This is a genomic window from Gillisia sp. CAL575, assembly GCF_000403785.1.
Taxonomy (GTDB): Bacteria; Bacteroidota; Bacteroidia; order Flavobacteriales; family Flavobacteriaceae; genus Gillisia.
Window position 1 is genome coordinate 1 of sequence record NZ_APHJ01000020.1, and the last position, 13897, is coordinate 13897.

Genomic DNA, 13897 nt, shown 5'->3' on the forward strand with positions numbered 1-13897 from the left:
ATGCAGGTAACGTTCAAATCGTAATCGGCAAATCAGATGCTGCCATCACGGTAACAGGTTACACTGGCACATACGATGCATTAGCACATGGTGCAACTGGATCAGCTCTAGGTGTAGCAGGGGAAACGTTGACAGGATTGAATCTTGGCGCTAGCTTCACCAATGTTCCAGGCGGTACAGCCAATTGGACATTCACCGGAGGGGCAAACTATACTAATCAAAGCGGAACTGCAGCGATTGTAATCAACAAAGCTCCAATTACCATCACAGCTAAAAATGCATCTAAATATTGCGGTCAGACCATTACTTTCACCGGTCTAGAATTTACCCATGTAGGATTGGTAAATGGAGATGCTGTAAGTTCGGCAACTATAACATCCAATGGTGCTATTCCATCAGCAAGCACGACAGGTTCACCTTACGCGATAAATATATCGGCAGCTGTAGGTACAGGGTTGAGTAATTATAATATTTCTTATATCTCTGGTGAGTTAACAGTGAAAACGGTTACGTTAGATGTCACTAATGCTCAAATGCCAAGAAGCATAAATGAGGATGTAAGTATAACGATTGTAGTAAAAGATGGGACAATGCCACTTAATGGAGTTGTTGTCACTCTAAATGTGTTAGGTTTTGGTTCACCAACAGCAACCTCTGTAAATGGTGTAGCAACATTCAATCTTAGCAAACTAGAAGCGAATCTTTATCCGGTAACAGCTTTGGCAGGTGGATGCTCTGCAACTGATGTTGTATTCCTTCCAGTTTATGACCCAGCAGGAGGATTTGTAACCGGTGGTGGTTGGATAGATTCGCCAGTTGGTGCGATGACTGGTATTAAGGCGGATGTTGTAGGAAAAGCGAACTTCGGTTTCAATGCTAAATACAAGACAGGAAAGAACAACACCAATGAGGTAGATGGAAATACAAACTTCCAATTTAAAGCAGGAGACCTACACTTCTCAAGTGCCATGCTTGACAATATGCAACTGGTAATTTCAGGAGCTAAGGCAACTTATACCGGTACGGGAACCGTGAATGGGGTAGGAAACCATAAATTTAGAGTAATAGCTATTGATGGTCAAGTATCCGGAGGTGGTGGAACTGATAAGTTCAGAATTATGATATGGGACAACAATTCTTCCAGTTCGCTTCTATACGATAACAAACGTGGTGTCTCCGAAGTTTCAGACGATGCAACTATTATTGGTGGTGGCTCCATAGTGATTCACAAACCAAAAGGTAAAGCTCAGGAAATTGTGACTAAAGGAACTCCAGTTATCATGCAAGACCTGCAGCCTGAGATATTAGAAACACTAGCAGTATCACCTAATCCTGTGATCAGCGCTTCAACAATACGTTTCAGCCTTAAGGAAGATGCTATTGTAACACTTAGACTCTTTGACTATTCTGGAAGAATGTTAGAAAGCTTATATACAGGTACAGTTAAAGCAATGGAGAATTACGATGTAGATTTCCAAAGAAGAAATTTAATGAGCGGAATTTATATTATAAAGATTACAACTGCTACTGGACACTCCTATGAAAAGAGAATTATAGTAGATTAATTAACTAATCAAATTATCATGATTATATGCCTCAACTTAAAAACTGAGGCATTTTTTTTTTTTGATATTATTAGGAAGCTTCGTTAAACCTTCTATAAAATGATTTAAGGTTTAAGGGATTAGGGTAAATTTATCATCTATATAAAAATACTTAGCCTATGACATCCTATTATAATAAGTTCGAAATTCAATCTGCTATGAAAGTTATAGTAGCCGATTATTTAAAAGAATGTATTGAATGTGAAGAATTATCTGAAGACTTTAGAGATCTAATTAAGTATAATTTTTTAGCAAAATATGTCTCTTTTAATAAGGAACAGAAAACAATAGAAATTGGTATCGAAGACACTAATACAAACAATTCTCATTATCCAATAATACAGATTTTCACTTTTCCAATTGAAAGATCTAATAAATGGTTAAAAGATTCTTTTAATTATCAAAATGACGATTTAGCTTTTTATGGAAAATTATTAAATAGAAGAAAATATAGTTATAGGGATGCTGAAGTGGTGGTATTATAAAATAAATTAAAGCAATTAAAAAAGGAGAGGAACTTGAATTTAAGTTCCTCTCCTTTTTTTGCTCACTAAAAGGTAAAATTCGTAATTCGTTAGTAAATTATTTTCCTTCCGGACCGTTTGCATATATTGCATCGACTTGTCCCGAAGTTTGTTATTTGTTTTTCGCAATGTCGTCAAGGATCATCTTTGCATGAATCCTAGAGTTTTCTATAAACCACTTATGAGTTTCCATTCCACCACAAATAACTCCTGCAAGATAAATTCCTGGTATATTAGTTTCCATTGTGTTTTCATTATATGTTGGAATTCTTTTTTCATCTTCAGAAAGAGATATTCCCATAGATTTTAAAAAATCAAAATTTGGACGATATCCAGTAAGTAATATTACAAAATCGTTTTCCTGTCTTATTTCTCCGTCTGCTGTGTTAATAAGAACATCCTTTTCTGTGATCTCCTTTAACTCTGAAGAGAAATAAGCTCTAATACTTCCTTCTTCTATACGATTAATTATATCTGGTCTCACCCAATATTTTACTCGTTCTCCAATAGCATCTTCCCGAACTATCATTGTAACATCCCCGCCCTTACGATAAATTTCTAATGCAGCATCTACTGCAGAATTACTAGCGCCTACAACTATTGTTTTTTGAGTTGCAAAGTAATGTGGGTCATTATAGTAATGTGAGACTTTTGGGAGGTTTTCTCCTTCTATACTTAAATAATTTGGAATATCATAAAATCCCGTAGCTACAATCACATTTTTGGCAGTATACTCAGCTTTAGTGGTCGTTACCTTATGAAGTTTGTTATCCAAAGTTTCTACAGAACTCACTTTTTCAAATAAATGAATATTCAATTCATTGGAAGTAGTGATCCTTCTATAATATTCTAAGGCCTCGGCTTTATGTGGCTTTGGATTAGTGCTTATAAAAGGTATGTTGTCTAATTCTAATTTTTCAGAAGTAGAGAAAAAGGTCATATTAGTAGGGTAGTGGTAAATAGAATTTACTAAACATCCCTTTTCTAAAATAACATAGCTTAACTCACGTTTTTTTGCTTCCAAGGCACAAGCAATTCCAATTGGACCTCCACCAATTATAATAATATCGAATTCTTTAGTTTGAATTTGCAATTTCTTTAAGTCCTTTTATTGTTTCTATTTGATTAGAAGCTTTGAAAACATAGCTTCCAGCCACCAAAACATCTGCTCCGGCTTTGGTAAGTTGAGCTGCATTTTTATCTGTTACTCCTCCATCTACCTCAATTAGTGTATGAGCACCTGCATTCTCAATGATCGATTTTAACTGTTTTACTTTATTATAAGTGTTTTCAATAAAACTCTGACCACCAAAGCCGGGGTTAACGCTCATTACGAGCACTAAGTCGATATCTTTAATGATATCTTTCAATAAATCTACATTAGTATGAGGATTTAGAGCAACACCAGCTTTCATTCCTTCCGCTTTAATCGCCTGTATTGTTCTGTGAAGATGAGTACAAGCTTCATAGTGTACAGTAAGAATATCAGAGCCCAATTCAGCAAATTCCTTGATATATCTATCTGGATCTACGATCATTAAATGTACATCTATAGTCTTCTTAGCATGTTTAGAAATAGCTTTTAAAACTGGCATCCCATAAGAAATGTTTGGTACAAAAACACCATCCATAATATCTATATGAAACCAATCGGCTTCACTTATATTGATCATTTCTAGGTCTCTTTGTAAATTCCCAAAGTCGGCTGCTAATACAGATGGGGCAATAAGTTTTGTGCTCATAAGTTGTTATGTGTCTTTATAGTGCACACAAAAATAACAAGAAAATAGGTTTAGCTCTTTCTAAATAGGTAAAAATACCTTTAATATATTTTCTACGGCTTTTTGAGCAGTCTTGTCCAAAACTTTAATATGATTTAAATAATGTTGAAATTTCTCTGGTTCGTAATCTGATTGATCAGAAACACAATCGGAAACATATCCGTCATAGGCATCTTTGTGGATGTCTTTTCCAAAAATCTGCATAATATTGTGATGTCGGTCATCTTCCTGGATAGTCTCAAACAATTCAGTAATTGTTTTTTTCTCACCCTCTATAATCTGGAAGAAATTGCCTTCTGAAAATAATAAAAGACCAGTTATATCATTTTTGTTGTTCCATGTATTGCTTGAACTTAAAATATTTTGAATTTCTTCATCTTTTAAGTTATTGGAAGCTGTGCTTACATATACTATAGCATATCTCATAATTCTAGGTTTCATTCAAATTTTAAAAGAATAATTTAGGGATTTAAAATCTGGGTGATTGTAGGAATATGTTATAATTTTCTAAAAAAATCATTATAATTTAATATAAAAATCTGTCTTTTCAGTTTATTCATCACAAAATAAAATGATAATTATACCATAGTTTTGAGATTATAATGTTTTTTAGATTATGGGTATTTTATTTCAATTATGTTTTTATAATAATGTTTCTAGAATCCTTTTTTTATATTTTAATAAATACTTGGTGCAATTATTTAACAGACGTAAATAATATGGATTATATAGATATGATTCCTTTGGCAAAACTATTTAAAATATATCGCACAGAACTTTGAATTTTAGGATTCAATTTTTCTATTTGAGAAAAATACAAATCTATATCAGACTGAAAACGAGAATCGAGAGTAATAAAATCTGATTGATAAGTGTCAAATTGAGTAATAGAAACTTCTTTTTCGAAAATCACCATGATGTTTTGATGATTTTTGTTATTTCTTATATTTACAAAAAGAGATTTTACTATCTCCATATTGCCCTCAAGGACCTGAAAAAAGTTTCCATCAGAATATAACAATATTCCTGTAATATTATTTTCATTATTGCAGTCCCGGCTGAAGTTTAAAATGCTTTTAATTTCGTATTCTGTAAGATTTGGGTATGCGCTGCTTACATAGCAAATAGCATAATGCATAATTTGGCTTTATTGGTTAAGTATTGTAAAAGAATAATTTAATTACCAGCCTATAAGAAAGTTAATAGTATAATTTATAGAATATAAGTATAAATCATAAAATGAAAAGACCCCGGTCATCACTCCGGGGTCATTCATCAATCAAAAAACGAACAGTTATCCCGATAAGAATCGGGTATACTGTTGTCATCTTTAAGGGAATATTATCCCAAGTATGTTTTTAAGATCTTACTTCTAGAAGTATGCTTTAATCTTCTAATCGCTTTTTCTTTTATCTGTCTAACTCTCTCACGAGTAAGATCGAAAGTTTCTCCAATTTCTTCTAATGTCATAGGGTGTTGGTCACCAAGACCAAAGTACAATCTAATAACATCGGCTTCCCGCGGAGTAAGCGTTTCTAAAGCGCGTTCTATTTCTGTTCTTAGAGATTCATGCAATAATTCTCTGTCTGGATTTGGAGACTCACCAGAACGCAATACATCGTACAAGTTAGAGTCTTCACCTTCTACCAAAGGAGCATCCATAGATACGTGACGTCCAGAATTTTTCATGGATTCCTTCACGTCATTAATTGTCATATCCAATTCCTTTGCAATTTCTTCAGCACTTGGTGGGCGCTCATGAGATTGTTCAAGAAAAGCAAATGTTTTATTGATCTTGTTTATAGATCCAATTTTATTCAATGGCAAACGTACAATACGAGATTGCTCTGCCAATGCTTGTAGGATAGATTGTCTAATCCACCAAACTGCATAAGAGATAAATTTAAAACCACGAGTTTCATCAAAACGTTTCGCAGCTTTAATCAACCCTAAATTTCCTTCGTTTATAAGATCGGGAAGAGTTAATCCCTGATTTTGATATTGCTTTGCTACCGAAACAACAAAACGCAAGTTCGCTTTTGTCAATTTCTCTAGTGCACGGTCATCACCCGCTTTAATTTTTTGTGCTAATTCTACCTCTTCTTCAGCAGTAATTAGGTCTACTTTACCAATTTCTTGCAAATACTTATCTAGCGAAGCGGTTTCTCTGTTAGTTACCTGCTTCGTAATTTTAAGTTGTCTCATCTATCTTCTCCCTGGATTTTTAATTATGAATAGCTCTTGTATTAAGTTATACGTAAGAGTTCCTAAAAATGTTACAAAAGTCCTGCTAAATATTTTTTTAGCGTTCCCCTTCGATCCATAAAAATGGATTTCAGGGTCGGGCTTTCCGCTCCAAGTCCTCGCTCTCTATGGTCGCTGTGGGCTTTTTGCTGCAATCCCTAACGCAATAAAACTTATTTTGAAATTAGCACAAAAAAAAAGGCCGATTTTTCAATCGACCTCTTAAATATGACTTTTAATAACTTAGTCTCTATTTTCTCTAGGCTTGCGATCTCTATCATCACGGCCTCTGGAATCTCTAGATCCTCTGTTATCACGACCTCTGTCGTTTCTATCATTTTCTCTTGGCTTAGGTGCAACATAACCTTCTGGCTTGTCCATCAATGCCTTACGAGAAACTTTATCTTTTCGCGTACGTTTGTCTAGGCCAAAGTATTTTACATCAAACACATCGCCCATGTTTACTACATCGCTTACGTTTTCTGTACGTTCCCAAGCTAATTCAGATACGTGTAATAACACCTCGTTTCCTGGAGCATCTAAATATTCTACAACAGCGCCAAAATCTAACATCTTGATTACTTTTACTTCATATACAGATCCCACTTCTGGTTTAAACGTGATAGAATCAATTTTGGCTAATACCTTATCGATTCCTTCTTGTCCTGTTCCTAAGATTTCAACAATACCTTCTTCAGTTACTGGATCTTCGTTAATAACGATAGTACATCCAGTTTCTTTTTGAAGTTCTTGTATCACTTTTCCTCCTGGTCCAATTAACGCACCAATAAATTCGTTTTTAATACGAACAGAAACCATTTTAGGAGCATATTCTTTTACATCTGCTCTAGGGGTAGCGATTGTTTCAGTTATTTTATCCAAAATGTGTAAACGACCTTCTCTAGCTTGTTTCAAAGCACTTACAAGAATTTCGTAACGCAATCCTTTTACTTTAATATCCATCTGGCAAGCGGTAATTCCATCTGCCGTTCCAGTTACTTTAAAGTCCATATCTCCCAAGTGATCTTCATCACCTAGAATATCAGATAATACAGCAAACTTTCCAGATTCTGCATCAGAAATTAATCCCATTGCAATACCAGAAACTGGCTTTTTCATCTGGATTCCTGCGTCCATCATAGCCATTGTTCCAGCACAAACAGTTGCCATAGAAGAAGAACCGTTAGATTCTAAAACTTCAGAAACTACACGTACCGTGTAAGGACAATCATCTGGTACCATTCCTTTTAATCCGCGTTGAGCCAAGTTACCGTGACCAACTTCTCTACGAGAGGTTCCACGAATAGGTCTTGCTTCACCTGTACAGAAAGGAGGGAAATTATAATGAAGGTAGAAATTCTCTTCTCCTTCATAAGATGGCATATCAATTTTATTTGCGTCTCTAGAAGTACCTAAAGTTACTGTAGCTAAAGCCTGAGTTTCTCCACGTGTGAAGATTGCAGAACCGTGTACAGAAGGCAAATAATCAATCTCACACCAAATAGGACGAATATCAACAGTCTGACGACCATCAAGACGAAGTCCTTCGTTTAAAGTAAGATCTCTAATTGCAGCTTTTTCAGCAGAACGGTAATATTTAGAAACTAAACCACCATAATCTGCCATCTCTTCTTCAGAGAAAGTTGCTTTAATGTCTTCTTTTATTTGACTGAAAGCTGCACTACGTTCATGCTTTGCTGAACCAGCTTTTGCTATAGCATATACTTTATCGTATGCCATATCGTGAACTTTCTTCTTAAGATCTGCATCTTCTCTTTCTGCTGGGTACTCACGCACTTCTTTTCTTCCAACAGCATCTGCTAATCTTAATTGAGCAGCACATTGCACTTTAATATGCTCATGAGCAAACTTGATAGCGTCTGCCATTTCTTCTTCAGAAATCTCATCCATTTCACCTTCAACCATCATCACAGAATCTGCAGAAGCTCCAATCATCATATCGATGTCAGATTCTTCTAATTGTGCTCTTGTTGGGTTGATTACGAATTCACCATTAACACGTCCTACTCTTGCTTCCGAGATAGCACATTCAAATGGGAAATCAGATAACTGAATTGCTGCAGAAGCGGCAAGTCCTGCCATAGCATCTGGCATAACATCATCATCGTGAGACATTAACTGGATCATCACCTGAGTTTCAGAGTGGTAATCTTTAGGGAATAGGGGACGTAAAACACGATCCACTAAACGCATTGTTAAAACTTCACCATCACTAGGGCGTGCTTCTCTTTTGAAGAAACCACCTGGGTAACGTCCTGCGGCTGCAAATTTTTCACGGTAATCTACCGTTAATGGTAAGAAATCTAGATCTTTTTGTTCGTAGTTAGAAACTACAGTACAAAGCATCATACATTTTCCAGACTGAACCACTACGGATCCGTGTGCCTGTTTTGCTAATTTTCCGGTTTCGATAGAAATTTCTCTACCGTCCCCAAGATCGATAACCTCTTTAAAAACTTTTGGTATCATATTGTTTTTTTTCAATTCCAATTTGCATAAATACAAATTGTGTGTTATACAATGGTCTTCGTCTTTCTGGACGAACAAGTTGTGTTGTTGTGTGGTTGTTGTGTGACCAATGAAAAACTACTCTTCGACTTTACTAAGAGTAAAAATTTTAAAATAATTCTAAAGACAGTGAGAAGTTATATTAATACGAATAAAAAAAAGGGAGCATATAGCTCCCTTGAAAATTATTTTCTTAATCCTAATTCTTTTACGATAGCACGGTATCTTAAGATATCTTTCTTCATTAAATAATCAAGTAGATTTCTTCTTTTCCCTACCAATCTTACAAGAGATCGCTCAGTGTTATAATCTTTACGATTTGTTTTTAAATGTCCAGAAAGGTGTGAAATACGTTGTGTAAACAATGCGATTTGACCTTCTGCGGATCCAGTGTTTGTAGCACTATTTCCATGTTTTTTAAAAAGCTCTTGCTTTTCTTCCTTAGTTAAATACATTCCAATATTAATTTTAATGATTTTTATGTACAGACAGTATTTCTGTCAAGGCGCAAATATACTATATTTTTATTAAAGGTAATACGTGTGAAATCTTTTATTATCAGGCTAAATAAATTCTTTAAAACCCTTCTTTTAGCTTCTAACTGGCTGATTTAAAATCAAGTCCAAATATAAATTCACCTTGTCTTTTAATTCCGATCTGGGGGTTATAAAGTCTAAAAATCCATGATCTTTCAAATATTCTGCAGTCTGAAAATCCTTTGGAAGATCTTGCCCTGTAGTATCTTTTACAATCCTTGGTCCAGCAAATCCTATTAGCGCTCCAGGTTCAGAAATATTGATATCTCCTAACATTGCGAAAGAAGCTGTAGTTCCTCCCGTAGTTGGATCTGTACATAGAGAAATATATGGAATATTAGCATCTGCTAATTGTGCTAATTTTACAGATGTTTTAGCCATTTGCATTAAAGATAACGCAGCTTCCATCATTCTTGCACCTCCAGATTTCGAAATGATCATAAATGGAATATTATTTATCAAAGCGTGATTTGCTGCCCTGGCAATTTTTTCACCTACTACAGATCCCATAGACCCGCCAATAAAACTAAAGTCCATACAGGCAATTACTAAATCATTTCCTTTCGACTTTCCAACCGCGGTTCTTACAGCATCTGTAAGTCCTGTTTTTTCTTGCGCAGCTTTTAATCTCTCGGTATATTTTTTAGTATCTGTAAATGTTAATGGATCTTTAGATTCTATATTCTTATCAAGCTCTTTAAATTTGTTGTCATCAAAAAGAATTTTAAAATATTCTTTACTACCAATTCTAACATGATATCCATCTTCGGGACTTACATAAAAATTTTTCTCCAATTGCTCTGCATCTACAATCTTCCCTGTTGGAGATTTATACCATAATCCTTTTGGTACATCCTTCTTATCTTCAGTGGCAGTCTGAATTCCTTTTTGTGTTCTTTTAAACCAAGCCATAATCTATATTATAATTAAAAGCCTGAAATAATTATTAATTATTTCAGGCTCCATTTTATTAAAGTGTATTTACGTTATTTAGATCTTCAAAGGCCTTTTTAAGTCTATTCTTAAAAGTAACTTCACCAGCACGTAACCAAACTCTAGGGTCGTAATATTTTTTATTAGGTACATCTGCACCTTCTGGATTTCCTATTTGAGCTTTCAAAAAATCCTTGTTATCTCCCATATAATCACGAATTCCTTCTGCATAAGCATATTGAAGGTCTGTGTCTATATTCATTTTTATAACTCCGTAACCAATAGCTTCTCTAATCTCTTCAACAGTAGAACCGCTTCCACCATGGAATACAAAATCAATATGATTTTCTTCAAGTCCAAGTTTTTTACTTAAAAATTCCTGGGAATTCTTTAAGATTTTTGGAGTTAATTTTACATTCCCTGGCTTGTAAACTCCATGTACATTTCCAAAGGCTGCAGCAATAGTAAATTGGTCACTAACTTTGCTTAATTCCTCAAAAGCATAAGCGACTTCCTCTGGTTGTGTGTATAATTTGGAATCATCTACATCTGTATTATCTACTCCATCTTCTTCACCACCAGTGATACCTAATTCGATCTCTAAGGTCATTCCCATTTTACTCATTCTCTCTAAGTAAGTCTTGCAGATCTCGATATTTTCTTCTAAAGATTCTTCAGAAAGATCTATCATATGAGAGCTGTATAGGGGTTTACCATGCTCCTTGTAAAATTTTTCACCAGCATCTAATAAACCATCTATCCAAGGCAATAATTTTTTAGCACAGTGATCTGTATGTAAGATCACGGTTGCTCCATAGGCCTTAGCAAGCTCATGAATATGCAAAGCACCTGCAACACCTCCAGCTATTGCTGCTTTTTGATTTTCATTAGAAAGTCCTTTTCCTGCATTAAACTGTGAGCCACCATTCGAAAACTGAATGATAACCGGAGAGTTTAGATCTGCAGCAGTTTCCAAAACAGCATTCACAGTGCTAGAACCTACCACATTTACTGCTGGAAGAGCAAATCCTTTTTCTTTTGCATACTTAAAAATTTCCTGTACTTCCTTTCCAGTGGCAACCCCTGGTTTTATATTATGACTCATGTTTATTATTTTAAGTTAAGATTTACAAAAATAAGAAAATTAGTTTGTTTAGAACGGATAATTGATACCTACGTTATAAACAGCATTGGAGAGATTATAATCTTTGAACCATCTAGCACCCAGAGATCTTGATGGGTCATAAGTTTTAAGACCAACATCGAATCTCAATACAAAAAAATTGAAATCGTACCTTAGGCCAGCTCCAGAACCAATAGCTATATCTTGAAGATCTGAGAGTGAAGTAAAAGTAGCTGCAGGATCTTCTACAATATCCAGCACATTCCAAATATTCCCAACATCTATAAAGAATGCAGAGTTTAAGGCTCCAAAAAGATTATATCTATACTCTGCATTAAAGGCCAACTTTAAATTAGCTTCATTAAATTCATTCTTTCCTCCAGTACTGCCAGGACCTAAATCATAGGCTTGCCAAGCTCTGTTGTCATTTGGGCCTCCTGCAAAGAAACTTCTGATAAACGGGATGCTATTAGCATTACCATATGGAATAGCAACCCCTGAAAATGCTCTTATTGCGAAAATGTTTTTATTTCCCCAATTCCAGTGTTTTATATAATCTATTTCAGTTTTAACATATTGAGAGTAATTTACCCCTAAAACATCATATCTCCCTTGATCATCTTTTTTTGCTCCAGTTAGACTTGAAAAAGCAGCTAGAAAATTTCCAGCAGTTTCAATCTTAAACCGAAATCTAGAGAAATCATCGTCATATAAATTTTCTTTATTATTACTTACATAAGTGAAATTTGATCCAAAAATCAAATTATTCTCTGTTAACCTGTCTTTACGCTCATTGATGTTGTCAATAACTTGACGCTGGTCTTCGGAAATGCCAGATGTATTTGGATTGCTGTTAATAACATCGGTTATAAAACCTTCAGCTCCTGTAGGGATAATTAGTTCTCCAACTTCATTAATGTAATTTGGATTGGTAATTACATCTCCAGATTGTACTATTTCATTTAAATTATTATATGAATTCTGGTATACATTAAAGTAATTGTCTGTATTTAAATTTCGAACATACTGGATGTTTAAAAGATCTAGTCTATGTGAAAGTATTTTAGATGGATTCCACTTGTAATTTAAAATACCATTTAAGTTCTGTTTATCTAATCCAATATTATTCTGTGTGCTTATCCCTAGACTTAATGTTGTAAACGGGGACATGTACTTAGGGATAAATTTTTCAGTGTTAAATGGCATAAAAATCCGAGGGAAAATAAGTTTAATGTCGGCCCCAATCTCAGAAATATTAAAGAGTTGATCTTGTGAACTTCCTCTAGCAGCATCGGAGGAAGATCCAACACTTCCTCTGGCGGAAATCTCAAAATTTTCTGCACCCTTAAATACGTTCCTAATTAATAACGAACCTCCAAAGCCGACCCCAAAATCCTGAATATTACTCTGAGAAATATCAAAATCAAACCCTAAAGAATATTTAGGCTGCGGACTTAAAAAAATATTTGCTATTAAATCTGTATTGGTACTATCTGTTGGATCTAATGAGTATTCTATGTTGGGATATTTAAACACTCGTAGAGAACTCATTCTATTATAAGTACGAGTTCTATCTGTATCTTTAAAAATTTCTCCCGGTTTTATGAAAATAGCATCTGTAATAGCACGAGGCTTATATTCCAGCTCATCAAAGCTATAAATATTATATCCTTTATAAACGGCACTATCTGTTACAGGTTTATAGCGATTGTTAAAAGTGTAGTCTGTAAACACATTTACCTTACTTATTTTATGTATTTTAAAAGGGATCCTCGCTGTGGTATCTCCTTGAGTGACTTGTCTGTTATTAATTATTACAGTGGCATTTACTTTATGGTTAGTATCAACCGTATCAGCCTCAAAACTTATATATTCTTGATCGAAATAGTAAACACCATTATTTCTGAATAATCTGGACAATCGATCTCTTTCCGCATTAAAATCCAAAGTTTTATACTGCACTCCCGAAGTGATCAAAGAGCTGGCTGAATATGCATTATAAATTGAATCTATCACTACCGAACCTATTCGTTGATTAATGGAATCTACAATATATGGCTCATAGGAAGTAACAAAATAATCTATTTCTCCTCTCTTATTGTCCTGAGGTTTTATGTCATATTCTATTTCAGCATCAAACCATCCATTATTAAAATACCATGCCTGAAGTCTGTTTTTGGATTTTTTTGTTAATTCTTCATTTATAATTACAGGTTCTTCCCCGGTTTTTTTGATCCACTTATTTAGGTCTATATAGGATTCTTCAATTTTATATACCTGTTTTTGAGAATAAATATTTTCTAATCTCTTTATTCTATTGGGTTTTTTATGAAGCCAATTTTGAAAAACTGAATCGGGATCTGGTTTTGCAAGATTATAAAAATGAAGTCTTAAGGGTGTGCCTAATAGCTTTGCATTGGGTTCTTGGTATACTTGATTGTATATTCTAGATTCCTTAATTTTTTCACCATTTAGAAAAATGGTATTTTCCGTAAGTAGTAATTCGTCGTTTTTAACTCTTTTAACAGCATCGCACGAAATGAAAAATGCCAAGGTTAAAAATAATAACGATATTTTTGCGGGATAGCGTTTCAATAAAGCTGAATTAAGGATTCAAAAATAC

General features: G+C 34.4%; 12 protein-coding genes. 2 read left to right on the forward strand and 10 right to left on the reverse strand.

All coding sequences use genetic code 11. From position 1 onward, the window contains the following. Positions 1 to 1565: MBG domain-containing protein (locus I130_RS02740; protein WP_034919031.1), on the forward strand; the 1565-nt coding region annotated here is incomplete at its 5' end. Between the two features lie 197 nt (positions 1566 to 1762). Next, positions 1763 to 2089 (forward strand): hypothetical protein, encoded by a 327-nt coding sequence (locus tag I130_RS02745; protein ID WP_157480485.1) that lies wholly within the window; start codon positions 1763 to 1765, stop codon positions 2087 to 2089. Positions 2090 to 2240: 151 nt separating this feature from the next. On the opposite strand, the gene I130_RS02750 is transcribed toward I130_RS02745, so the two are convergent. The 10 genes from I130_RS02750 to I130_RS02795 form a co-directional block, all read right to left on the reverse strand. Then, a complete protein-coding gene (locus I130_RS02750) occupies positions 2241 to 3221 on the reverse strand; it encodes a YpdA family putative bacillithiol disulfide reductase (protein ID WP_034919039.1) in 981 nt (326 codons plus the stop codon). After that, the gene (gene rpe / locus I130_RS02755) at positions 3205 to 3870 is read right to left on the reverse strand and encodes a ribulose-phosphate 3-epimerase (RefSeq protein WP_034919044.1); all 666 of its coding nucleotides are present in this window, start codon (positions 3868 to 3870) and stop codon (positions 3205 to 3207) included. The genes I130_RS02750 and rpe overlap by 17 nt, the downstream gene beginning before the upstream one ends. A 60-nt stretch (positions 3871 to 3930) precedes the next feature. Continuing rightward, positions 3931 to 4350 (reverse strand): BLUF domain-containing protein, encoded by a 420-nt coding sequence (locus I130_RS02760; protein ID WP_232224010.1) that lies wholly within the window; start codon positions 4348 to 4350, stop codon positions 3931 to 3933. A gap of 283 nt (positions 4351 to 4633) precedes the next feature. Then, positions 4634 to 5047: a BLUF domain-containing protein gene (locus I130_RS02765; RefSeq protein ID WP_034919053.1), complete on the reverse strand. Its 414-nt coding sequence runs from the start codon at positions 5045 to 5047 to the stop codon at positions 4634 to 4636. A gap of 203 nt (positions 5048 to 5250) precedes the next feature. Next, on the reverse strand, positions 5251 to 6114 hold the full coding sequence (locus I130_RS02770; RefSeq protein WP_010230640.1) for an RNA polymerase sigma factor RpoD/SigA: 864 nt from the start codon (positions 6112 to 6114) through the stop codon (positions 5251 to 5253). A 282-nt stretch (positions 6115 to 6396) separates the two neighbouring features. Further along, complete coding sequence (locus I130_RS02775; protein WP_034919055.1) at positions 6397 to 8643, reverse strand: polyribonucleotide nucleotidyltransferase; 2247 nt, start codon at positions 8641 to 8643, stop codon at positions 6397 to 6399. Between the two features lie 224 nt (positions 8644 to 8867). Next, positions 8868 to 9137: a 30S ribosomal protein S15 gene (gene rpsO / locus I130_RS02780; RefSeq protein WP_034919059.1), complete on the reverse strand. Its 270-nt coding sequence runs from the start codon at positions 9135 to 9137 to the stop codon at positions 8868 to 8870. Between the two features lie 135 nt (positions 9138 to 9272). Beyond that, positions 9273 to 10130 carry an acetyl-CoA carboxylase, carboxyltransferase subunit beta gene (gene accD / locus I130_RS02785; protein ID WP_034919062.1) on the reverse strand — a complete coding sequence of 286 codons (858 nt, stop codon included), beginning with the start codon at positions 10128 to 10130 and terminating at the stop codon, positions 9273 to 9275. 58 nt (positions 10131 to 10188) lie between these two features. Next, the gene (gene fbaA / locus I130_RS02790) at positions 10189 to 11256 is read right to left on the reverse strand and encodes a class II fructose-bisphosphate aldolase (protein WP_034919066.1); all 1068 of its coding nucleotides are present in this window, start codon (positions 11254 to 11256) and stop codon (positions 10189 to 10191) included. 48 nt (positions 11257 to 11304) lie between these two features. Beyond that, entirely contained in the window at positions 11305 to 13869 is a 2565-nt protein-coding gene (locus I130_RS02795) for a POTRA domain-containing protein (protein ID WP_034919071.1), read from the reverse strand. Positions 13870 to 13897 lie beyond the last annotated feature (28 nt).

What these genes read in the sequence shown, in the direction of transcription:
- I130_RS02770 (WP_010230640.1), bottom strand. Translation starts at nt 6,114, where the DNA reads ATGAGACAACTTAAAATTACGAAGCAGGTAACTAACAGAGAAACCGCT.
- I130_RS02765 (WP_034919053.1), bottom strand. Translation starts at nt 5,047, where the DNA reads ATGCATTATGCTATTTGCTATGTAAGCAGCGCATACCCAAATCTTACA.
- I130_RS02775 (WP_034919055.1), bottom strand. Translation starts at nt 8,643, where the DNA reads ATGATACCAAAAGTTTTTAAAGAGGTTATCGATCTTGGGGACGGTAGA.
- accD (WP_034919062.1), bottom strand. Translation starts at nt 10,130, where the DNA reads ATGGCTTGGTTTAAAAGAACACAAAAAGGAATTCAGACTGCCACTGAA.
- I130_RS02745 (WP_157480485.1), top strand. Translation starts at nt 1,763, where the DNA reads ATGAAAGTTATAGTAGCCGATTATTTAAAAGAATGTATTGAATGTGAA.
- fbaA (WP_034919066.1), bottom strand. Translation starts at nt 11,256, where the DNA reads ATGAGTCATAATATAAAACCAGGGGTTGCCACTGGAAAGGAAGTACAG.
- rpsO (WP_034919059.1), bottom strand. Translation starts at nt 9,137, where the DNA reads ATGTATTTAACTAAGGAAGAAAAGCAAGAGCTTTTTAAAAAACATGGA.
- rpe (WP_034919044.1), bottom strand. Translation starts at nt 3,870, where the DNA reads ATGAGCACAAAACTTATTGCCCCATCTGTATTAGCAGCCGACTTTGGG.
- I130_RS02760 (WP_232224010.1), bottom strand. Translation starts at nt 4,350, where the DNA reads ATGAAACCTAGAATTATGAGATATGCTATAGTATATGTAAGCACAGCT.